The following is a 20,124-nucleotide window of genomic DNA, read 5'->3' on the forward strand; positions in this document are numbered from 1 at the left end:
CGCTACCGACCGCCCGGGGGCCCGATGAAGATCCTCATCTCCGCCGACATGGAAGGCGCCACCGGCGTCACCTGGCCCGCCGACGTGCTGCCCGGGACGCCGCAGTGGGAACGCTGCCGGACGATGTTCACCTCCGACGTGAACGCCGCCGTGCTCGGCTTCTACGACGCCGGGGCCGAGCAGGTCCTCGTCAACGAGGCCCACTGGACCATGCGCAACCTGCTGCTGGAGCGGCTCGACGCGCGCGTCGAGATGCTCACCGGCCGCCACAAGTCCCTCTCCATGGTCGAGGGCGTCCAGCACGGGGACGTCGACGGCATCGCCTTCGTCGGCTACCACACCGGAGCCGGAGCCGAAGGGGTGCTCGCCCACACCTACCTCGCGAACTCCATCACCGGGGTCTGGCTGAACGGGATCCGGGCCAGCGAGGGAGTGCTCAACGCACACGTCGTCGCCGAGTACGGGGTCCCCGTGGTGCTCGTCACGGGAGACGACCTGACCTGCGTGGACGCCGCGGGCTACGCCCCGGACGCGGTGACCGTCGCGGTCAAGGACCACGTCTCGCGCTACGCGGCCGTCTGCCGCACCCCCGCCCGGACCGCCGCCGACATCAGGGCCGCCGCCAAGGCGGCGGCCGCCCTGGCGGTCCGTCACGAACCGGTGCGCGGCGGGCCCTTCACGGTGGAGGTGGAGTTCGACGCGGAGCACCTGGCGATGGCCGCCACGGTGGTGCCCGGCGTCGCACGGTCGGGGATGCGCAAAGTCGCGTACACCAGCGCGACCATGTATGAGGGGATCCGGACCTTCAAGGCGGTCACGACGATCGTCTCGGCAGCGGTGGAGGAGCAGTATGGCTGACATGTCCGATCCCGTCCCCGGCTCGGTCCTGGACTCCCCGGTGGACCGGACCGCGCTCGACGAGGCCGTGGAGTTCACCTCCGGCCTGATCCGGATCGACACCACGAACCGGGGCGGCGGCGACTGCCGGGAACGGCCGGCCGCCGAGTACGTCGCCGAGCGGCTGGCGGCCGCCGGAACAGAGCCTGTGCTGCTGGAGCGCACCCCGGGCCGCACGAACGTGGTGGCCCGGATCGAGGGGGCCGACCGCTCGGCCCCCGCCCTCCTGGTCCACGGCCACCTCGACGTGGTCCCCGCCGAGGCCGCCGACTGGCGCGTGGACCCCTTCTCCGGGGAGGTCCGCGACGGGGTGGTCTGGGGCCGGGGCGCGGTCGACATGAAGAACATGGACGCGATGGTGCTGGCCGTCGTACGGGCCTGGGCGCGGGCCGGGGTCACACCCCGGCGGGACATCGTGATCGCCTACACCGCCGACGAGGAGGACAGCGCGGCCGACGGATCCGGTTTCCTCGCCGACCGTCACCGGGAACTCTTCGAAGGCTGTACCGAGGGCATCGGGGAGTCGGGCGCCTTCACCGTGCACCCCGGCCCCGGACGGGCCCCCCTCTACCCGATCGCCGCCGGTGAACGCGGTACCGCCTGGCTGAAGTTGACGGCCACCGGCACCGCCGGACACGGCTCCAAGCCCAACCGGGCCAATGCCGTCAGCCGGCTCGCCGCCGCCGTGGCCCGGATCGGCGAGTACCGCTGGCCGGTCCGCCTCACCGGCACGGTCGTCGCCTGCATCACCGAACTGGCCGCCCTCCAGGGGATGTCGGTGGATCCGCGCGACCCCGGCTTCGATCTCGACACCGTCCTGCGCGAGCTCGGACCGGCCTCGGCCCTCGTCGAGGCGACCATCCGCAACAGCGCCAACCCCACCATGCTCAGCGCCGGTTACAAGCTCAACGTCATTCCCGGCACCGCCACCGCGTTCGTGGACGGCCGGATGCTGCCCGGCGGCGAGGAGGAGTTCATCGCCGTCCTCGACGAACTCACCGGGCCCGACGTGCGCTGGGAGTTCCACCACCGGGAGGTGGCCCTCGAAGCCCCCGTGGACGGGCGGACCTACGCGATCCTGCGCGAGTCCGTCGAGAGGTTCGACCCCGAAGGGCACGTGGTCCCCTTCTGCATGGCGGGCGGCACCGACGCCAAGCAGTTCTCCCGCCTCGGCATCACCGGCTACGGCTTCTCCCCGCTGAAGCTGCCGCCCGGCTTCGACTACTGGTCCCTCTTCCACGGCGTCGACGAGCGGGTCCCCGTCGAGGCCCTGCACTTCGGCGTGCGCGTCCTCGACCACGCCCTGCGCACCCTATGACGGCCCCACGCGGCGACGGGCTCCGGACCGCTCCCTACGGCAGCTGGCCCTCGCCCATCGACGCCGCGCTCGCCGCCTCCCTCGACGGGCGGCCCGAGTACGTCGGCACGGTCGGCCCCGAGGTGTGGTGGACCGAGCCCCGGCCGGCCGAGGGCGGCCGCCGCGCGCTGGTCCGGCGGTCCGTGAACGGCGGCCACCCCGTCTCGGTGCTGCCCGCGCCCTGGAACGTGCGCAGCCGGGTCACCGAGTACGGCGGCCGGCCCTGGGCGGGTACCGAACGCCCGTCCGGCGGACCGCTGGTGGTGTTCGCGCACTTCGCCGACCAGCGGCTCTACGCCTACGAGCCCGACGCGCCCGGCGGCCCCGCACCGCGCCCGCTGACCCCCGTCTCGGCGGTCGGCGGCGGGCTGCGCTGGGCCGACCCCGTGCTGCGCGGCGGCGAAGTCTGGTGCGTGCTGGAGGAGTTCACCGGTCACGGACCGGGCGACGTGCGCCGGGTGCTGGCCGCCGTACCGCTGGACGGAACGGCCGCCGAGGACCGCTCCCGGGTGCGGGAGCTCACCGACGACCGGCACCGGTTCACCACCGGCCCCCGGATCTCCCCGGACGGGCGGCAGGCGGCCTGGCTGGTGTGGGACCACCCCCGGATGCCGTGGGACGGCACCGAGCTGAGGCTCGCCGAGGTCACCCCGGACGGTCGGCTCGCGCAGCCCCGTACCGTACTCGGCGGACCCGAGGAGGCCGTCGCGCAGATCGAGTGGGCCTGTGACGGGACCCTCCTCGCGGTGAGCGACCGGGGCGGCTGGTGGAACCCGTACCGGGTGGACCCCGCGACGGGCGGGGCCGTCAACCTGTGCCCCCGGGAAGAGGAGTTCGGCGGGCCGCTCTGGAAGCCCGGACTGCGCTGGATCGCCGCGCTGCCCGGGGGGCTCGTCGCCGTGCTGCACGGACAGGGCTCCTCGGTACTGGGCGTGCTCGACCCGGAGAGCGGCGACCTGGTCGACGCGGCCGGTCCGTGGACGGCCTGGCAGCCCACGCTCGCCGTCGCCGGAAACCGGGTCTACGGGGTCGCGGCCAGTCCGCGCAGCGCGTACGAGGTGGTGGAGCTGGACACCGCCACCGGGCACGCCCGGGTGGTGGGCGGCGGGAGGGCGGATCCGGTGGACCCGGCGTACTACCCGGAGCCGCAGAGCCGGACCTTCCACGGCCGCGGCGGCCGGCAGATCCACGCCCACGTCTACCCGCCGCACCATCCCGTGCTGCGGGCCCGGGACCGGGAACTGCCCCCGTACGTGGTGTGGGCGCACGGCGGCCCCACCGACCACGTGCCGCCCGTACTCGACCTGAACATCGCCTACTTCACCTCGCGCGGCATCGGCGTGGTCGAGGTCAACTACGGCGGCTCCACCGGCTACGGACGCGCCTACCGGGAGCGGCTGCGCGAGCAGTGGGGCGTGGTCGACGTGGCGGACTGCGCGGCGGTGGCGCGGTCGCTGGGGGCCGAGGGCACCGCCGACCCCGCGCGGCTCGCCATCCGGGGCGGCAGCGCGGGCGGCTGGACGGCGGCGGCCTCGCTGGCCTCCACCGACCTCTACGCGTGCGCGGCGATCATCTACCCCGTACTGGACCTGGTCGGCTTCGCCGAGGAGACCCACGACCTGGAGTCCCGCTACGTCGAAGGCCTCGCCGGCCCGCCGCAGACCCTGGCGCTGCGCAGCCGCGAACGCTCCCCGGTGGCCCTGGCCGACCGGATCACCGCGCCGTTCGTCCTCCTCCAGGGCCTGGACGACCCGGTCTGCCCGCCCGCGCAGGCGGAACGGCTGCTCGCCGCGATGCACGGGCGGGCGGTGCCGCACGCGTACGTCACCTTCGCGGGCGAGGGGCACGGATTGCGGCGCGCGGACTCGATGATCCGGGCACTGGAGTCGGAACTGTCCCTGTACAGCCAGGTGTTCGGGCTCGAACGGACGGACGTTCCGTTGCTCGTGCTGGAGCCGTGAGACGGCTCAGGCGGTGTGCAGCCAGACCCGGAGCGGGCCGATCGTGGTGAAGCCGTGGCGGCGGGCCGGGTCGAGGTCGTCGCCGGACTCGTAGCCGACGACCTCGTGGCCCGGCCACAGCCCGGCGATCGAGGCGAGGCCACCGCTCCAGGCGGCGTCGTCCGGGGTCCCGTCGGCGGTGAAGACGTTGGAGATGCCCACGACTTCGCCGGTGCGGTTGGCGACGGCTCCGGCGAGGATCCGCCCGTCGGGGTCCCGGCCGGCGAAGAAGGCGATGTCGGCGGTGAGGAGCGCCGGGCGGAACAGGCCGGTGCTCCCTTCCCCGTCCCAGGCGGCCTCCCAGGCCTCCAGCTCGTCGGCCGAACCGACCCGGGACCAGTCGAGCGAGGGGGCGGGGGCGGCGTCCGGGGCGGGGGCCGTGGCCGGGCGGTGGATCCACTGGGCGTCGAAGAGGACCTCGAAGCCGGCCGGGGCCAGGTCGAGCGCGGCGAAGCTGTCCTTGACCGAGGCGCCGGGGGAGTCGGTGTCGATCGCGTCGATCAGAGCGGCCCCGTCGGTGCCGCGGGTCAGGGTCACCGCGTCGGGGTAGTAGGGCGGGGTCCGCCGCGCACTGGTCCAGACGTCCTCGCCGAGCGAGCCCTCCAGTCCGTGCGCGCGGCACACGGCATCGCACCACTCCGCGTTGTTGCGCGCTGCCAGCAGGCGGATGCCGTCGTTCTCCTCGTCGATCACGAAGGCGATGGTGTCATACACCTACCCTGTGGGCGTGGTCGATTTCCCCTACCTCGTCACGGGCCCCCGCGTGGGGTTGCGCCCCTTCCGGCTCGCGGACGGGCCGGAGTTCACCGCCCGGGTCCGCGAGAGCCGGCGGCTCCACCACCCCTGGCTGTCCCCGCCCGCCACGATCGAGGAGTACGAGCCCTACGCGGCTCCGCTGATCGGGGGCGCGGGCAGGGCCGGGTTCCTCGTCTGCGAGCGGGAGACGGGCGCCATCGCCGGCTTCGCCAACGTCAACAACATCGTCCGGGGCGCCCTCCAGTGCGGGGCCGTGGGCTACGGGGCCTTCGCGCACGCGGCGGGCCGAGGGCTGCTCGGCGAGGCCCTCGACCTGCTCCTCGGCCACGCCTTCGCGGCGGACGGCCTCGGCCTGCACCGGGTGGAGGCCAACATCCAGCCGGGGAACACCGCCTCCATCGCCCTCGTGCGCGGCCGGGGATTCCGGCTGGAAGGGCTCTCCCCGGACTTCCTCCACGTCGACGGCGCCTGGCGGGACCACGAACGCTGGGCGATCACGGCCGAAATGCCTCGTCCCCCGGCCCCGCATCGCACAGGATGAGTCCATGCGAACCCTCGTGCTCCTCGACGCACCGTCCAACCTCGGACTCCGGCCTCCCGCGCCGGGCACCGTACCCGGCGTCTGCAAACTGGCCGGGGCCCTGCGCGAACAGGGGCTGCTGGCCCGGCTCGGCGCGCGCGAGGGCGGGGTGGTCGTCCCGCCGCGCTACGACCGGGGGGACTGGAAGGAGGGGGACGGGGTGTTCCACGCCGGGCCCCTCGCCGAGTACACCGTCACCCTCGCCGACCGGATCGAGGGCCACCTGCGGGCCGGGGAGTTCCCCGTGGTCCTCGGCGGCGACTGCTCCATCCAGCTGGGCGCCTCGCTCGCCATGCGCCGCCTAGGGCGGTACGGGATCGCCGCGATCGACGGCTCCGCCGACTTCCGCCACCCCGGCAACGAGGCCGTCAACGGGCCCGTCGGCGCGGCCGGCGGCGAGGAGCTGGCGCTCGCCACCGGGCGCGGCCAGGCGGACCTGGCGAACCTGGAGGGCCTCGCGCCGTACGTCCGCGACGAGGACGTACGGCTCTTCGGGCTGCGCGACGGGGACCCCGACCTCGCCGAGCTGCGCGCCGCCGGGATCTTCGCCGCCACGGTCGGGGCGATCCGCGACCGCGGCGCCGGACCGGTGGCGCGGACGGCACTGACCGGGCTGCAGCCCCCGGCAACGGCCGGGTTCTGGATCCACCTGGACGCCGACGTACTGGACCCGTCGGTGATGCCGGCCGTCGACAGCCCGGACCCCGGCGGGCTGATCCCGGACGAACTCGCCGAGCTGCTCGGGGTGTTGATCAGCTCCCCGCGCTGCGTGGGCCTCGACGTCACCGTCTACGACCCGGACCTGGACCCGGACGGACGCGCCGGAGCGCTGCTCGCGGACCTGGTGGCGGGGGCGTTCGCCTGACCGGCGGTCCCGTGGCGGCCCGGCCGGGCCCGGCCGGGCCGGGGCCCGGGGCTCCCGGGCCTGGGCCCGCGGGTCCCGGTGCCCGCGCGTCAGACGCCGATCGCGCCGTCGATGCGCTCGCGCAGCAGGTCCGCGTGGCCGTTGTGCCGCGCGTACTCCTCGATCATGTGGATCAGCACCCAGCGCAACGAGACCTCGCCCAGCCACCCGTCCTTCCCGGACACCTCCAGGTCGGGGGCGCGTGCCGTGAACCGCTCGGCGAAAGCCACCTCCTCGCGCCAGGCCTCCCACGCCTGTTCGACCACTGCGGGCTTTGCCACCGCCCCGTCGAAGTCCCCGTCGGGATCCTCTGCCGAGGAGAACAGGGGCGGAGCCTCCGCTCCGGCCAGCACCCGCCGGAACCAGCGGCGCTCCACGTCCGCGAGGTGGCGTACCAGCCCCAGCAGCGACAGGCTGGAAGGCTCCACCGACCGAGTGGCCAACTCCTCGCCGAGACCGGCACACTTGTTCTCCAGGGTCGCGCGCTGCGCCCCCAGCATCGCGGCGAGCATCCGCCGCTCGTCACCCGTCGTGGGCCGTCCCAGGAACCGGCTCTCGGCCTCGGCTCCGCCGAAGAATTCGGCTCGTCTGCTGCGCTCGCTCATGACACCCATGGTCGATCACCGGCCCGTGCGGCGAAGGGTTTTGCGTAATCCTGACCGGTGGTGATCCGCCGAATCCCTGTGCACCGGCGGCCGTGGCGTGTTCCATTTCCCCATGGCCACCACCGTCAGCCGCTCCGTACTCACCCTCCCCGCCGCACCGTTGGGTCCCGAGAACCCGCTGCCCGCCCTCCGCGCCCTCGACGACGTACACGTACTCGACGATCGTGAGCGCCAGAGCCTGCCGCGCGACATGGCACGCCAGATCGGGTACGAGCCGCTGCGCTCGCTGCTGCCCGTCCGGATCCTGGACGGCTACCAACGGCGGCGCGCGGAGCGGGACATCGAAACGATCGTCATCGAGAACGCGCATCTGCGCGTCACCGTCCTGCCCGGACTCGGTGGCCGGATCCACTCGCTCGTGCACCTCCCGACCGGACGCGAACTGCTCTACCGCAACCCGGTGTTCCAGCCCGCCAACTTCGCCCTCAACGGCGCCTGGTTCTCCGGCGGCATCGAGTGGAACATCGGCGCCACCGGCCACACCACCCTCTCCTGCGCCCCGCTGCACGCGGCCCTGGTCCCGGCGCCCGACGGGGGCGTGATGGTGCGGCTGTGGGAGTGGGAGCGGCTGCGCGACCTGCCGTTCCAGGTGGACCTGTGGCTGCCCGAGGACTCCGAGTTCCTCTACGTCGGGGTCCGCGTGCGCAATCCGCACGAGCGGCCCGCGCCCGTCTACTGGTGGTCCAACATCGCCGTGCCCGAGGGCCCGGACACGCGCGTCCTGGCGCCGGCCGACGAGGCCTGGCACTTCGGGTACGAGCGGTCCCTGCGGAAGATCCCCGTACCGGAGTGGGAGGGCGCGGACCGCACGTACCCGCTGCGCAGCGAGTACCCCGCCGACTTCTTCTACGAGGTCCAGAGCGGGGCCAGGCCCTGGATCGCCTCCCTCGACGCGGACGGGCGGGGCCTCGTGCAGACCTCCACGGACCGGCTGCGCGGCCGCAAGCTCTTCGTCTGGGGCGCGGGCGAGGGCGGCCGGCGCTGGCAGGAGTGGCTTACCGAGCCGGGCACGGCCGGGTACGCGGAGATCCAGGCCGGGCTGGCCCGGACCCAGCTGGAGCACGTACGGCTGGAGGCCGGGGCGGAGTTCAGCTGGCTGGAGGCCTACGGGGCCCTGTCCGCGGACCCGGCCGCCGTCCACGGGGACGACTGGGCGGCGGCGCGGGGCGCGGCCGGGGCGGCGCTGGATTCCGCGCTCCCCGGGGCGGCCGTGGACGCGGCCTACGAGGCGTGGCGCGGGTGCGCCGACACCGAGCCGGGCGAGCGGCTGGCTGCCGGCTCCGGCTGGGGCGCGCTGGAGGTGCGGTGCGGAGGCCACAAGCTGCCCGGCACCCCCTTCCCCGAGGACACGCTCGGCGAGGAACAGGCGCCGTGGCTGGAGCTCTGGCGCAGCGGGGTGTTCCCCGCGCCGCGCCGGGTGGCGCCGCCCGGCCCGAGCCTGGTCGCCCCGCACTGGCGGGACATGCTGGAAACGGCGCGGGCGGACCCGCTGACCGAGTACCACCTCGGGGTCGCGCAGTGGCACGCCGGGGACATCGCCCAGGCGGTGCGCAGCTGGGAGCGCGGGCTGGCGCTGGCCCCCTCGCGGTGGCCGCTGCTGAGGTGCCTGGCGGTCGCCGACGGCCTGGCCGGGGACCCGGCGCGGGCGGCCCGCTGGTACGCCGAGGCCTTCGAGGACCTGGCCCAGGAGAGCCGGGGCGGCGACGGCTGGCTGGCCGCCGAATCGGCGCTGGGCCGGGAGGCCCTCGCCGCCCTGCTGGCGGCGGGGCTGCTGCCGCAGGCCCGCGCGGTGTGGGACCGGCTCCGGCCCGCCCTGCGCGACGAGGGCCGCTTCCGACTCGCGGCGGCCCGGCTGCTGGCGGCCGAAGGCCATGTGGGCGCGGCCCGGCGGGTCTTCGAGGAGGGGTTCGAACTCCCCGACCTCCGCGAGGGCGACGAGATCCTCTCGGAGGTCTGGTCCACGCTCACGGACCGCCCGCTGCCGCGCCCGTACAACTTCCGGATGCGCCCGCCGGGACACCGGGACGACAGGGTCTAGGACACCAGTCCGTCGGCGACCAGGCCCGCGAGCACCGCCTCGCCGAGGGCCTGGACCGCCGACTGCGGGCGGACCATCACGGTGATCTCCTTGATCAGCCCCTCGCCGTCGGTGTCGAAGTGCAGCATGTCGATGCCGTTGATCTCCTTGCCGTTCACGGTGGCCCGGAAGACCAGGACCGCGGCCGGACCCTCGGCGGCGCCGGCGCCGGCCGCTTCCACGCTGCCCTCGAACCGGCCGACGTAGCGGAAGTCCTCGAAGGTGCGCAGGAGGACGCCGAAGAGGGCCATCACCATCGCCCTGCCCTCGAAGGGCGTGAACTTCACGGGGCTGTAGAGCCGGGCGTCCTCGGTGAACAGTGCCTCCAGGGCGGTGAGATCGCGGTGGTCGACGGCGGCGCGGAATCGGTCCACGGTGCTCATGAACTCTCCTGGATAGTCAACGATGTGATTAGTCAGTTTCTTGACTATCATGAGTCGCGCCCCGGTGAACAGACATCGGCGGACGACGGACATGAGGAGGCGGACCGTTGGCCCTGCGTCACGCCGTGCTGGCGGCCCTGCTCGACGAGGAGCTGAGCGGCTACCAGCTGGCCAAGTCCTTCGGCATGGGCGTGGCCAACTTCTGGCAGGCCCTGCCCCAGCAGGTCTACGCCGAGCTGGCCAAGCTGGAACAGGAAGGGCTCATCGCCGGCCGGGAGGTCATCCAGGAGAGCCGCCCCAACAAGCGCCTCTTCCAGGTCACTTCCGTGGGAATGGCCGAACTGGAACGCTTTGCGGCCACCGCCACCAAGCCCTCCTTCATCCGCGACGACCTGCTCGTGAAGATCCAGGCCGCCGGCTACGTCGACACCGACTCGCTGATCGCGCAGCTCGCGGAGCGGATCGCCTTCGCCGACGCCAAGATCGAGATGTTCGACGCCCTGCTGCGCAAGATGCGGGGCGAGCGCGCCGAGGAGGAGTTCCTGCGCCACGGCGAGCGGATCGGCCCCTACCTCACCTGCCTGCGCGGCCTCGAATTCGAGCGGGCCAACCGCGCCTGGTACGAGCGCACCACCACCATCCTGAGCGAGAGGCGGGCACCCCGTGCCGAGCGATGAGCGCGGTCACCCCCTGCGGTACGTGGCACTGGGCGACAGCCAGACCGAAGGCGTCGGCGACGGCGACGACCGCACGGGGCTGCGCGGGTGCGCGGACCGGCTCGCCGAGCTGATCGCGGCGCACGCCCCCGATGTCCGGTACGCCAACCTGGCCGTACGCGGCCGGCTCGCGGCGGGGGTCCGCGCGGGGCAGCTCGCGCCCGCCCTCGCGCTCCGTCCCGACCTGGCCACCGTCGTCGCCGGGGTCAACGACGTGCTGCGGCCCCGGTTCGACGCCGACGAGGTCGCCGGGCACCTGGAGGCGATGTTCGCCGCGCTCACCGCGCAGGGCGCCCGCGTCGCCACCGTCACCTTCCCCGACATCGCGAAGCTCGTCCCGCTCGCCAAGGGCGCGGCCCCGCGCGTGGACGCCCTCAACGAGCGGATACGGCGGGCGGCGGAGCGGCACGGGGTGGCCGTCGCCGACTTCGCTCCGCACGAGGCGTGCACCGACCCCCGGATGTGGAGCGCGGACCGGCTGCACGCCTCGCCGCTCGGGCACGCGATGATCGCCGCCGGCGTCGCGCACGCCCTGGAACTGCCCGGCAGTGACGACTCCTGGACCCGCCCGTTGCCCGGCCCGGCGCCGGCCGCCCCGGCGGGCCTGCGGGGCGCGGCCGGGGAGCTGCGGTGGGCCGTCGGGTTCGCCGGGCCCTGGATCGGCCGGCGGTTGCGCGGGCGCTCCTCGGGGGACGGGCGTACGGCCAAGCGGCCCGAGCTGCTCCCCGTACGGCTCGCGTCCTGAACCACACGGACCCCGCGCGGGTGCGTCAGGCGCGGCAGATGATCTCGCCGTTCAGGACCGAGAACCAGGCGTCCGGGGAGGCGCCCCAGGTGTGCCACGCCTCCGCGATGGCCGTCAGCTCCGCCCCGGTCGCGTGTCCGCCGTCGGTCGCGATGGCGGCGTAGGCCGAGGCCGTCGTACGGTCCGCCCACAGCGCGGACCACCACGCGGCCTCGTCCGGGGTCGCGTAGCACCAGGACGTCGCCGTGCAGGTCACGTCCGCGAAGCCCGCCGCCCGCGCCCATGAGCGCAGCCGGCGTCCGGCGTCCGGTTCGCCGCCGTTGGCGCGGGCCACCCGCCGGTACAGGTCCAGCCACTCCTCCAGTCCCGGGGTCAGCGGGTACCAGGTCATCGCCGCGTAGTCCGCGTCCCGCGCGGCCACGATCCCTCCCGGCCGGCACACGCGGCGCATCTCGCGCAGGGCCTGGACCGGATCTCCGACGTGCTGCAGCACCTGGTGGGCGTGGACCACGTCGAAGGAATCGTCCGGGAAGTCCAGCGCGTGGACATCGGCCGTGGCGAACTCGATGTTGGTCAGGCCGCGCTCCCCGGCATGCGCGGCGGCCTGCTCGATCACGTCCTGCGCGGCGTCCACGGCCGTGACCCGGCCCCGCGGTCCCACCAGCTCCGCCAGGTCCGCCGTGATGGTGCCCGGACCGCAGCCCACGTCCAGGACGGACATGCCCGGACGCACCTCGCCGATCAGGTACGCGGCCGAGTTGCGTGCCGTGCGCCAGCGGTGCGAGCGCAGCACCGACTCGTGGTGTCCGTGGGTGTAGACGGCGGTCTCGTGCGGGGCGTTGGCGGACTGTGCGGCGTTCATGGCCGGGTCTCCTTCGTCGTCGAAGCGATGGTGCCACCGTAAACGATCAGTTCGCGATATGAGATATGCGTTTTGACATGTGGACACCATCCTTGTGCGTCAAGGAGACCGGGCAGGTCGGTGCGGGGTCGGTGGCAGGGTGCGGCGGGTGCGAGGAGAGTGAACCCGGGGGAGGGGAGACCCTGGCGAAGGACGGTGAGAGTCATGCCGGACCAAGTACCGGACCCGCAGGTGACGGGCGCGCAGGCGGCGGGCGGCTCGCAGGCTGCGGAACCGCGCCTGCCGGACTCGCCGCTCGACCGGCACGCGGAGGCCCTGCGGCTCTTCGGGGAGCGGGTGCGCGCCGTCTCGGACACCCAGTGGGACGCGCCGACGCCGTGCAGCGAGTGGAGCGTGCGCGATCTGGTCAACCACGTCACCTCCGAGCAGCTGTGGATCCCGCCGCTGCTCTCCGACGGCCGCACCGTCGAGGAGGTCGGGGACGCGTTCTCCGGAGACGTCCTCGGCGCCGACCCGGTCGCCGCCTGGGACCGGGCCTCGGTCGCCGCGCACGCGGCGTTCACCGCCCCCGGGGCGCTGGACCGCACCGTCCGCCTGTCCTACGGGCCCACGCTCGGGTCGGCGTACTGCTCCGAACTGACCGTCGACTGCGCCGTGCACGCCTGGGACCTCTCCCGGGCCATCGGCGCCGACGACCGGCTCCCCGACGGCCTCGTCGAGTTCGCCATCAAGGAGGTCATGCCCTACGCGGACGGGCTGGCCGCCAGCGGCCTGTTCGCCGCGCCGCTGGAGGTGCCGGCCGGGGCGAACGCCCAGACCCGGCTGCTCGGGCTGCTGGGAAGGGACGGCTGAGCCGGGCGGCCATAACGGGCGAGTATGGGCGAATAACCGTATAAAGGCATGGTCGGCGAGCGGCGGCGGGGACGGCGGGAAGAGGTGGCGCGCGGTGTCGGGGATCCAGCGCACGACGGCCGAGGGCCGGGGCCCGGTCCGCTACGGTCCGCCCGCCCCGCAGCCGGGCCTGCCCGTCCTGCCCGAGCTCACCGCCGTCCTCGCGGCGGCCGCCTGGCGCTCCGCCCCCGAGCCCCCGGGCGGGGGAGTGCCCGTACGGTCCGCGGCGGCCCGGTACTGGGACCGGCGCGGGCTGCCGACCGACCCCGACCACGTGGCCGCCGGACCCGGCGCCCCCGCCCTGCTGCTCGCGCTGCTCGGCGCGTACGGCGGAGACGTCATGCTGCCCCGGCCCTGTCCCGCCTGGTGGACGCCGCAGGTCCGGCTGCTGGGACGGCGGGCCTACCACGTGCCGACCCCGGCCGAGTGCGGCGGCGTACCGGACCCGTACGCGCTGCTGGAGACGGTGCGCCGGGTGCGCGCCGAGGGCGGTGACCCGCGCGTCCTGCTGCTGTCCGTCGCCGACGACCCGACGGCCACCGTGCCCTCGCCCGAACTGCTGCGGGAGGCCTGCGAGGCCGCCGCCTCCGCCGGGCTGTTCGTCGTCAGCGACGAGACCTGGCGCGACACCGTCCACCGGCCCGTCCACCGGCCGCACGACATGCTGGTGCTCAGCCCCGCCGAGATGCTGCCCGACGAGGTCGCGGTCCTCCTCGACCTCTCCGGCGCACTGCTGCCCGCCGGCTGGCCCGCCGCCGTCATCCGCTTCCCCGGCACCCCGCACGGCACCTGGCTGCGGGCCCGCAGCCTCGACGTGCTCACCGCGACCGGCGCCTTCGTGGCCGGACCCGTCGCCGGAGCCGCCGCGCACGCCCTCGACGAGCCCGCCCCCGTGGCCGGCCGCACCGCCGCGGCCGCCGCCCTGCACGGGGCGGTGGCCGCCGCCGCGCACCGGGAACTGCTGGCCGTCGGGGCGCTCGCCCGGCCCCCGCAGGCCGGCCGGCACCTCTACGCCGACCTGACTCCGCTGCGCGCGGGGCTCGCCCGCCGGGGTGTCGGCGACGCGATGGAACTGGAGGACTGGCTGGGCGGCCGGCTCGGCGCGCCGACCCCGGGCGGGCAGCGGTTCGCGGACGAACCGGTCGCCCTGCGGGTCCGGCTGTCGACCGGTCCGCTGCTGGGGGATACCCCGGAGGAGCGGCTCGCCGCGCTGACCGCGGCCGACCCCCTGCGGCTGCCGCACGTACGGGGTTCCCTGGACCGGCTCCGGTCGGTCCTGGCCGGACTGTCCGACTGAGCCGCCGGACTGAGCCGCCGGACTGAGCCGCCGGACTGAGCCGCCGGACCGAGCCGCCGGACCGAGCCGCCCGACCGAGCCGCCCGACCGTGCCGCCCGACCGTGCCGCCCGACCGAGCTGTCCGGCTCCCGCCGGTGAACGGAGACTTCTCGATGAGGGATCAGACGGACGCGCCGGGAGCGGCGGCGGCAGCCCCCGCGTCCGGCTCCGTGCCCGACCGGAACGCCGCCGCCGTCCGTCGCCCGCCGGTGCGGCCCGCGGCTCCCGTGGTGCGCCCGCTGGGTGAACACCGGCTGTGGCCCCGGTCGTTCTCCGACCGGCTGACCACTCCGCTGCCCGGTCTGCGCGCGTTCGCCCGGCTCGCCCGCGAGGGCGCCTTCCGGCCCGCCCCCGACGGGCTGCGCGGCATCCCCGACCTGCCGTACGCCCCCGCCCCGCTGCCCGCCCCGGCCACCGGGACGGTGTCCGTCACCTGGGCCGGGCACGCCAGCTGGATCCTGCGGCTCGGCGGGCTGACCGTACTCACCGACCCCGTCTGGTCCCGGCGGATCCTCGGAACCCCGGCGCGGATGACCCCGGTCGGGGTGCGCTGGGAGGAACTGCCGCCGGTCGACGCGGTGGTGATCAGCCACAACCACTACGACCACCTCGACGCCCCGACCCTCAAGCGGCTCCCGCGCCACACGGCGCTCTTCGTCCCGGCCGGGCTCGCGCGCTGGTGCAGGCGCCGGGGTTTCACCCGGGTCACCGAGCTCGACTGGTGGGAATCGGCCGAACTGGGCGGCGTACGCTTCGACTTCGTGCCCGCGCACCACTGGTCGAAGCGGTCCCTGCTCGATGCGTGCCGCACCCTGTGGGGCGGCTGGATCCTCACCGACCTGCGGGCCCGGACCCCGAAGAAGGTCTACTTCGCGGGCGACACCGGCTACGGGCACTGGTTCGGCGAGATCGGCCGCCGCCATCCCGGCATCGACCTGGCGCTGCTCCCCGTCGGCGCGTACGCCCCGAGGTGGTGGCTGCGGGACGTCCACGCCGACCCGGAGGAAGCCGTCCAGGCCTGCCTCGACGTGGGGGCGCGCCGGATGGCCCCCATGCACTGGGCCACGTTCGCCCTGTCCGCCGAGCCGGTGATGGAACCCCTGCACCGCACGCGCGCCGCCTGGACCCGCACCGGCCGCCCCCGCGAACACCTCTGGGACCTCCCGATCGGCGGGTCGGGGGTCCTCCGGCCGGCCTAGGCCGTGTCTTGCCGATCGGGCCGGCCGCGCAGACGGCGCCATAGGGGCGGGGCCGCGCTGATGGCCAGGGTGAGGGCCACCGCCAGGAGCACGCCCTTCCAGGGGTCCGAGAAGAGGGAGCCGCCCAGGATGCCGATGAGGCCGTAGGTCGCCGCCCAGGCCAGGCAGGCCGGGGCGTCGCCGCGGGCGAAGCGGCGTAGCGGGAGCTCCGCCAGCAGGCAGGCCAGCATCACCGGGATCCGGCCGGCCGGGAGCAGTCGGGAGACCACGAGGACCAGTACCCCGTTCTCGTCCAGCTTGCGCTGGGCCCGGGCGAGGCGTTCGGGGGAGGCCCGTCGCCGCAGGGCCTCCAGCCAGCGGGAGCCGTTGCGGGAGTGGACCCCGCGCCGGCCGAGCCAGTACAGCGCGAGGTCACCGGTGAACGCGGCCAGCGAGGAGACCCCGAAGACCAGCAACAGGCCGAAGGGCAGGGATTCCTGGTGGAAGGCCACCACCGCCGCCGTGCTGACCAGCGCGCCCGTCGGGATGACCGGTACCAGCGCGCCCAGCGCCACCAGGACGAACAACGTCGGGTAGCCGACGGCCTGCTGGGTGGATTCGCCGGGGACCTGGGCCGCCGTCTCCGCGAGCTGGTGCAGGGCCGAGGACACGGACACCGTCACGGCAGCAGCACCGCCTCACCGTGCGCCGGCACCACGACGGCCACCTTCGGGGCCTCCCGCCGCGCACACCGTACGAACTCCTCGCCCGGCGAATGGAACTCGTGCGGCCGCACCGCGTCCATCCCGATCGGCCAGTACGTCCCCCAGTGCACCGGAAGCGCCGCCGCCGGCGCCAGCAGGGCCAGCGCCCGCGCCGCGCCCGCCGCGTCCAGGTGACCCGGGCCCAGGTAGGGGCCCCAGCCGCCCACCGGCAGCAGGGCCACGTCCACCGCCCCGACCTCTTCGACCATCGAGTCGAACAGCCCGGTGTCCCCGGCGAAGTACGTCCGCGCCGCGCCCTCCACCACGTACCCGAGCGCCGGGGCGAGCTGCGGCCCGAACGGCAGCCGCCGCCCGTCGTGCCGCGCGCTGACCGCCCGTACCCGTACGACCGGTACGCCCCGTGCGTCCCGCGCCGAGCCCGTCACCGAAACCTCGTCCCCCGGCGCCATCTCCGTCACCGCCAGCCCCCGCACGTCCGCGATCCGCGCCAGACCCGGCACCGCCCGCCGCGCCCCGAGCGGCACCAGCAGCCGGGTCCCGGCCGCCAGCCGTGCCAGCGAGGGCAGATGCAGATGGTCGGAGTGCAGGTGCGAGACGAGCACCGCGTCCGCGACCGCCGCCTCCGGCGGGGGCACCGCCCCGCGACGGCGCCGCAGGTGTGCCAGGCGCCGGGTGAACAGCGGGTCCGTCAGCAGCCGGACCCCGGAGTCCTCGACCGTGCACGTGGCATGACCCCACCAGGTGATCTCCACCGGCATCCGTTCCCCCTCCGCCTTCCCGCCCGTTCCCGCGCCCGTTCCCGTCCGCTCCCGCCTCCGTCGAGCCTAAAGGCTGCCCGCCCGGGCCGCCCGGAACCGGCCTCCCACGCCCCCTCCTCCCCGGCGGCGGATCGGAGTAGGGTCGGGCGGCATGGATGAGCTGCGCGTGGCCGCGATCGCCAGCCTGGCCCCGCTTGAGGATCTGGACGCCGATCCCTTCGCCGTCGACACCCGGAGCCAGCACGCCATGTGCGCCCGCTGGGCCGAAGGCCAGGGGTACGTCGTCACCCGGCACCTGCTCGTCTACGGGCTGCGCGCCGACCACTGCGGGCTCTGGACCGACGTCGACGCGGGCCGCGTCGACCTGTTCGTCGCCGCCAACCACCGGGTGCTGGACCGCGCGCTGCGCTCCGTGGACGAGTTCGCCGCCGAGTGCCGGCGGCGCGGCGTACGGCTGGAGACCGCCGGGCTCGACGAGCCGCGGTACACCTCCGCGATGAAGGCCGAGGTGCACCGCCGCCTCTCCATGCCGACCGCCGGCTACGACGGTACGTAGGTCGCCCCCTCCGTACGCACCCCGCGCCACCTCCCGTACGCACATGCGCCACCCGTGTCATCCGGCCGTGACGGCCCGGCTGTGCGAGCCTGGAACGAGTGGGACGGGGGCTCGGCGGCGCGGTGCGGGCCACGGTGGTGAGGTGGGTGCGGCGTGTTGCGAGGCCGGTGGCGGAGCGCGGGCGGCGCCGTGCTGCGGGTGATCATCGTCTGGGCGGTGTCCACCCTCACGATGCTCGCCCTCGCGGGGATCCTCCCCGACTTCAGGCTCCAGGCCGAGGGCGGCGACCGCGACAGCATCACGCAGATAGGACTGACGGCGGCCCTGGGCGCCGGGGCGTTCGGTCTGCTGAGCGCCCTCGTCTGGCCCGTGCTCGTCCGCGCGCTGCTGCTCGTACCGGCCCTGGTGCTCGGCCTGCTCGTCTTCTTCCTCAACGGCTCCCTGCTGCTCATAGCCCTCAGCCTGATCCCGGCCGGGCGCGGCGAGGCGGCCCCGGAGACGGCCGTGGTGGTCGCGGCCGTCATGTCCGCCGTGGCGTCGGCCACTTCCACCGCCCTCGCCGTACGCGACGACGAGGCCTACCGGCGCCGGCTCTACCGGCTCGCCGACCGGCGCCGCCGCAGGCAGCGGCGCGCAGGCGAGCCCGGGGCCGACGAGCACGCCCCCGGCCTGGTCTTCCTCCAGCTCGACGGGGTCGGGTACGAGGTGCTGCGCCGCGCCGCGGGCAGCGGGCTGATGCCCACGGTCGCCGACTGGCTGGAGCGCACCCACCGCATCAGGTCCTGGCGGACCGACTGGTCGAGCCAGACCGGCGCCAGCCAGCTCGGCATCCTGCACGGATCCAACTTCGACGTGCCCGCCTTCCGCTGGTACGAGAAGGACACCGGCGAGGTCATGGTCTGCAACCGGCCCACCAGCGCCGCCGAACTCCAGCGGCGCGCGGTGGAGCGCACCGGGGACGGCGGCCTGCTCACCTTCGACGGAGCCAGCCGCGGCAACCTCTTCAGCGGCGGCGCGGGCCAGCTGGCCCTCGTCCTGTCGGTCTCCGCGCGCCGGGGCCCGGAGAACCGCTCCCGCGCGGGCTACTTCGCGTACTTCTCCGACCCGGCCAACTCCGTCCGCACCGCGCTGTCCTTCACCGCCGAGGTGGGCCGGGAGATCACCCAGTCGCTACGGGGACGCCTGCGCGGGGAGCGGCCGCGCGTCGGGCGCGGGGGGCTGTACCCGCTGATCCGCGCCTTCGCGACGGTGGTGGAGCGGGACGTGGTGGTCGCGGCGGTGATCGGCGACATGCTGGCCGGGCGCGCCGCGGTCTACGCCGACCTCGTCGCCTACGACGAGGTCGCCCACCACTCGGGCCCGCACGGCCGGGACACCGACCAGGTGCTCGCCCGCATGGACCGCGGCCTCGCCCTGATCGCCCGGGTCGCCGAGCACGCGCCCCGGGACTACCGGATCGTGCTGCTCTCGGACCACGGCCAGAGCCCGGGGGAGACCTTCCTCGGCCGGTACGGGCTCACCCTGAAGGACCTGGTCCGCGCGGGCTGCGGGCTGCCCGTGTCCCGCAGGGCCGGCCGGACGCACAGCGGGGCCGAGGCGCGTGCCGCCGTACGGGCCGCCCTGCACCGGCCGGTGGAGGAGACGGCCGAGGAGGCGCGTCCCGGGCCCGGCCCGGACCCGGTGGTGCTGGCATCGGGCAACCTCGGGCTGATCTCCTTCCCGGACCTGCCCGGCCGGGCCTCGCGGGAGCGGATCGACCGCGCGCACCCGGCGCTGCTGGAGACCCTGGCGAACCATCCCGGGGTCGGGTTCCTGCTGGTGGACGGGGTGGTGCTGGGGCCCGACGGGGCCGAGGCGCGGCTCGACGTGCCCGGCGCGGCGGAGGAACTGCTGGCGACGGCGGGCTTCGGGCCGGGGTCGGCGCGGGCGGTCCGGCGCACGGACTCCTTCCCGCACGTGGCCGACATCATGGTGAACTCGGCGTACGACCCGCGAACGGGCGCGGTGCACGCCTTCGAGGAGCAGATCGGCTCGCACGGGGGCCTGGGCGGAGAACAGGGGCACCCGTTCCTGATGTGGCCGGTGGAGCTGCCGGAGCCGGAGACCCTGCCGGGCGGGGAGCTGGTGGGCGCGGAGTCGGTGCACGAGGTGCTGCGGGGCTGGCTCCGCGAGGCGGACGGACCCCAGGTCCCGGTCGCGCCCGGTGGCCACGAGGGTGGCGCGGGGTCCGTGCCCGCGGCGTAATTTGTAAGGAGGAGGACCTCCAGGGGGGCTCCGAGGAGTCGCCATGTCCGCGATCAGCAAGAGCATCGACATCGACCGCAGGCCCGAGGACGTCTACGCGTACGTCACGGACCCCACGCACCTGCCGGAGTGGCAGGACAGCGCCGTCTCCGCCGTTCCGATGGGCGATCTTCCCGTCCAGGTCGGTTCGAAGGTGATGGTCACCCGGCAGATCGGCAAGCGGCGCCTGCCCACGACCATGCAGGTCCTGGAGCTCGACCCGCCGAGGAGCTGGCACATGCACGGCCTGGACGGGCCGGTCCGGCCGGACGTGCGGGGCCGCATCGAACCCCTCGACGGCGGGACCCGCTCGCGCGTGACCCTCGCCATCGACTTCGAGGGCCACGGCCTGGGCAGGGCCCTGGTCCCGCTCGTGGTCAAGCCCATGGTCCGCAAGGAGATGCCCCGGGGCGAGGAGAAGCTCAAGCACCTGCTGGAGCACTCCGCCGCCTGA

Annotated in this window: 20 protein-coding genes; 14 read left to right on the forward strand and 6 right to left on the reverse strand. The window is 74.8% G+C overall.

Annotated features, from left to right (window positions below; translation table 11 throughout):
• Positions 1 to 24 precede the first annotated feature (24 nt).
• The 3 genes from ACFXDJ_RS28050 to ACFXDJ_RS28060 are packed head-to-tail and all read left to right on the forward strand — an operon-like array spanning position 25 to position 4,215.
• Entirely contained in the window at positions 25 to 858 is an 834-nt protein-coding gene (locus tag ACFXDJ_RS28050; RefSeq protein WP_384653218.1) for a M55 family metallopeptidase, read from the forward strand.
• Positions 851 to 2,215 (forward strand): M20/M25/M40 family metallo-hydrolase, encoded by a 1,365-nt coding sequence (locus ACFXDJ_RS28055; protein ID WP_384653216.1) that lies wholly within the window; start codon positions 851 to 853, stop codon positions 2,213 to 2,215. The genes ACFXDJ_RS28050 and ACFXDJ_RS28055 overlap by 8 nt, the downstream gene beginning before the upstream one ends.
• Positions 2,212 to 4,215 (forward strand): prolyl oligopeptidase family serine peptidase, encoded by a 2,004-nt coding sequence (locus tag ACFXDJ_RS28060; protein ID WP_384850721.1) that lies wholly within the window; start codon positions 2,212 to 2,214, stop codon positions 4,213 to 4,215. Before ACFXDJ_RS28055 ends, ACFXDJ_RS28060 begins: the two co-directional genes overlap by 4 nt.
• Positions 4,216 to 4,221: 6 nt before the next feature.
• Here ACFXDJ_RS28060 and ACFXDJ_RS28065 read toward each other — a convergent pair whose 3' ends face one another.
• Positions 4,222 to 4,968, reverse strand: coding sequence for a hypothetical protein (locus ACFXDJ_RS28065; RefSeq protein ID WP_384850724.1), 747 nt, complete (start codon positions 4,966 to 4,968; stop codon positions 4,222 to 4,224).
• Between ACFXDJ_RS28065 and ACFXDJ_RS28070 the strand changes: the two genes are divergently transcribed.
• Positions 4,955 to 5,551 (forward strand): GNAT family N-acetyltransferase, encoded by a 597-nt coding sequence (locus ACFXDJ_RS28070; protein ID WP_384850727.1) that lies wholly within the window; start codon positions 4,955 to 4,957, stop codon positions 5,549 to 5,551. The genes ACFXDJ_RS28065 and ACFXDJ_RS28070 overlap by 14 nt on opposite strands.
• 4 nt (positions 5,552 to 5,555) lie before the next feature.
• Positions 5,556 to 6,455, forward strand: a complete 900-nt coding sequence (locus ACFXDJ_RS28075) for an arginase family protein (protein WP_384850730.1) — start codon at positions 5,556 to 5,558, stop codon at positions 6,453 to 6,455.
• A gap of 89 nt (positions 6,456 to 6,544) precedes the next feature.
• On the opposite strand, the gene ACFXDJ_RS28080 is transcribed toward ACFXDJ_RS28075, so the two are convergent.
• Positions 6,545 to 7,099, reverse strand: a complete 555-nt coding sequence (locus tag ACFXDJ_RS28080) for a DinB family protein (protein WP_384850733.1) — start codon at positions 7,097 to 7,099, stop codon at positions 6,545 to 6,547.
• A 112-nt stretch (positions 7,100 to 7,211) separates the two neighbouring features.
• Here ACFXDJ_RS28080 and ACFXDJ_RS28085 point away from each other — a divergent pair, with 112 nt between their 5' ends.
• Positions 7,212 to 9,197, forward strand: a complete 1,986-nt coding sequence (locus tag ACFXDJ_RS28085) for a DUF5107 domain-containing protein (RefSeq protein ID WP_384659963.1) — start codon at positions 7,212 to 7,214, stop codon at positions 9,195 to 9,197.
• Here the strand turns inward: ACFXDJ_RS28085 and ACFXDJ_RS28090 are convergent.
• On the reverse strand, positions 9,194 to 9,619 hold the full coding sequence (locus ACFXDJ_RS28090; RefSeq protein WP_384850736.1) for a nuclear transport factor 2 family protein: 426 nt from the start codon (positions 9,617 to 9,619) through the stop codon (positions 9,194 to 9,196). The two genes, ACFXDJ_RS28085 and ACFXDJ_RS28090, sit on opposite strands and share 4 nt — an antisense overlap.
• Before the next feature lie 107 nt (positions 9,620 to 9,726).
• Here ACFXDJ_RS28090 and ACFXDJ_RS28095 point away from each other — a divergent pair, with 107 nt between their 5' ends.
• On the forward strand, positions 9,727 to 10,296 hold the full coding sequence (locus ACFXDJ_RS28095) for a PadR family transcriptional regulator (RefSeq protein ID WP_384659957.1): 570 nt from the start codon (positions 9,727 to 9,729) through the stop codon (positions 10,294 to 10,296).
• Entirely contained in the window at positions 10,283 to 11,080 is a 798-nt protein-coding gene (locus ACFXDJ_RS28100) for an SGNH/GDSL hydrolase family protein (RefSeq protein ID WP_384659954.1), read from the forward strand. Before ACFXDJ_RS28095 ends, ACFXDJ_RS28100 begins: the two co-directional genes overlap by 14 nt.
• Positions 11,081 to 11,105: 25 nt before the next feature.
• On the opposite strand, the gene ACFXDJ_RS28105 is transcribed toward ACFXDJ_RS28100, so the two are convergent.
• The gene (locus ACFXDJ_RS28105; protein WP_384659952.1) at positions 11,106 to 11,942 is read right to left on the reverse strand and encodes a methyltransferase domain-containing protein; all 837 of its coding nucleotides are present in this window, start codon (positions 11,940 to 11,942) and stop codon (positions 11,106 to 11,108) included.
• A gap of 204 nt (positions 11,943 to 12,146) precedes the next feature.
• Between ACFXDJ_RS28105 and ACFXDJ_RS28110 the strand changes: the two genes are divergently transcribed.
• The 3 genes from ACFXDJ_RS28110 (at position 12,147) to ACFXDJ_RS28120 (ending at position 15,369) form a co-directional block, all read left to right on the forward strand.
• The gene (locus ACFXDJ_RS28110) at positions 12,147 to 12,794 is read left to right on the forward strand and encodes a TIGR03086 family metal-binding protein (RefSeq protein ID WP_384659950.1); all 648 of its coding nucleotides are present in this window, start codon (positions 12,147 to 12,149) and stop codon (positions 12,792 to 12,794) included.
• Positions 12,795 to 12,888: 94 nt separating this feature from the next.
• Positions 12,889 to 14,130: an aminotransferase class I/II-fold pyridoxal phosphate-dependent enzyme gene (locus ACFXDJ_RS28115; RefSeq protein ID WP_384659948.1), complete on the forward strand. Its 1,242-nt coding sequence runs from the start codon at positions 12,889 to 12,891 to the stop codon at positions 14,128 to 14,130.
• 153 nt (positions 14,131 to 14,283) lie between these two features.
• On the forward strand, positions 14,284 to 15,369 hold the full coding sequence (locus tag ACFXDJ_RS28120; RefSeq protein WP_384659945.1) for an MBL fold metallo-hydrolase: 1,086 nt from the start codon (positions 14,284 to 14,286) through the stop codon (positions 15,367 to 15,369).
• On the opposite strand, the gene ACFXDJ_RS28125 is transcribed toward ACFXDJ_RS28120, so the two are convergent.
• The gene (locus ACFXDJ_RS28125; protein WP_384659968.1) at positions 15,366 to 16,007 is read right to left on the reverse strand and encodes a DedA family protein; all 642 of its coding nucleotides are present in this window, start codon (positions 16,005 to 16,007) and stop codon (positions 15,366 to 15,368) included. The genes ACFXDJ_RS28120 and ACFXDJ_RS28125 overlap by 4 nt on opposite strands.
• Before the next feature lie 20 nt (positions 16,008 to 16,027).
• Positions 16,028 to 16,831, reverse strand: coding sequence for an MBL fold metallo-hydrolase (locus ACFXDJ_RS28130; protein ID WP_384659943.1), 804 nt, complete (start codon positions 16,829 to 16,831; stop codon positions 16,028 to 16,030).
• Positions 16,832 to 16,982: 151 nt separating this feature from the next.
• Here ACFXDJ_RS28130 and ACFXDJ_RS28135 point away from each other — a divergent pair, with 151 nt between their 5' ends.
• The 3 genes from ACFXDJ_RS28135 to ACFXDJ_RS28145 all read left to right on the forward strand — a co-directional run bounded on the left by ACFXDJ_RS28135 (position 16,983) and on the right by ACFXDJ_RS28145 (position 20,124).
• Complete coding sequence (locus ACFXDJ_RS28135) at positions 16,983 to 17,387, forward strand: hypothetical protein (protein ID WP_384659940.1); 405 nt, start codon at positions 16,983 to 16,985, stop codon at positions 17,385 to 17,387.
• 153 nt (positions 17,388 to 17,540) lie between these two features.
• On the forward strand, positions 17,541 to 19,631 hold the full coding sequence (locus tag ACFXDJ_RS28140; protein ID WP_384850739.1) for a phage holin family protein: 2,091 nt from the start codon (positions 17,541 to 17,543) through the stop codon (positions 19,629 to 19,631).
• Between the two features lie 43 nt (positions 19,632 to 19,674).
• On the forward strand, positions 19,675 to 20,124 hold the full coding sequence (locus tag ACFXDJ_RS28145; protein ID WP_384663307.1) for an SRPBCC family protein: 450 nt from the start codon (positions 19,675 to 19,677) through the stop codon (positions 20,122 to 20,124).

It is taken from the genome of Streptomyces sp. NPDC059443, assembly GCF_042750105.1.
Classification (GTDB): domain Bacteria; phylum Actinomycetota; class Actinomycetes; order Streptomycetales; family Streptomycetaceae; genus Streptomyces.

Bases quoted from the DNA above. Each gene is read 5' to 3' on its own strand.
- ACFXDJ_RS28090 (WP_384850736.1), bottom strand. From the start codon at position 9,619: ATGAGCACCGTGGACCGATTCCGCGCCGCCGTCGACCACCGCGATCTC.
- ACFXDJ_RS28085 (WP_384659963.1), top strand. From the start codon at position 7,212: ATGGCCACCACCGTCAGCCGCTCCGTACTCACCCTCCCCGCCGCACCG.
- ACFXDJ_RS28075 (WP_384850730.1), top strand. From the start codon at position 5,556: ATGCGAACCCTCGTGCTCCTCGACGCACCGTCCAACCTCGGACTCCGG.
- ACFXDJ_RS28110 (WP_384659950.1), top strand. From the start codon at position 12,147: ATGCCGGACCAAGTACCGGACCCGCAGGTGACGGGCGCGCAGGCGGCG.
- ACFXDJ_RS28105 (WP_384659952.1), bottom strand. From the start codon at position 11,942: ATGAACGCCGCACAGTCCGCCAACGCCCCGCACGAGACCGCCGTCTAC.
- ACFXDJ_RS28080 (WP_384850733.1), bottom strand. From the start codon at position 7,099: ATGAGCGAGCGCAGCAGACGAGCCGAATTCTTCGGCGGAGCCGAGGCC.
- ACFXDJ_RS28050 (WP_384653218.1), top strand. From the start codon at position 25: ATGAAGATCCTCATCTCCGCCGACATGGAAGGCGCCACCGGCGTCACC.
- ACFXDJ_RS28135 (WP_384659940.1), top strand. From the start codon at position 16,983: ATGGATGAGCTGCGCGTGGCCGCGATCGCCAGCCTGGCCCCGCTTGAG.
- ACFXDJ_RS28060 (WP_384850721.1), top strand. From the start codon at position 2,212: ATGACGGCCCCACGCGGCGACGGGCTCCGGACCGCTCCCTACGGCAGC.
- ACFXDJ_RS28145 (WP_384663307.1), top strand. From the start codon at position 19,675: ATGTCCGCGATCAGCAAGAGCATCGACATCGACCGCAGGCCCGAGGAC.
- ACFXDJ_RS28055 (WP_384653216.1), top strand. From the start codon at position 851: ATGGCTGACATGTCCGATCCCGTCCCCGGCTCGGTCCTGGACTCCCCG.
- ACFXDJ_RS28120 (WP_384659945.1), top strand. From the start codon at position 14,284: ATGAGGGATCAGACGGACGCGCCGGGAGCGGCGGCGGCAGCCCCCGCG.
- ACFXDJ_RS28070 (WP_384850727.1), top strand. From the start codon at position 4,955: ATGGTGTCATACACCTACCCTGTGGGCGTGGTCGATTTCCCCTACCTC.
- ACFXDJ_RS28130 (WP_384659943.1), bottom strand. From the start codon at position 16,831: ATGCCGGTGGAGATCACCTGGTGGGGTCATGCCACGTGCACGGTCGAG.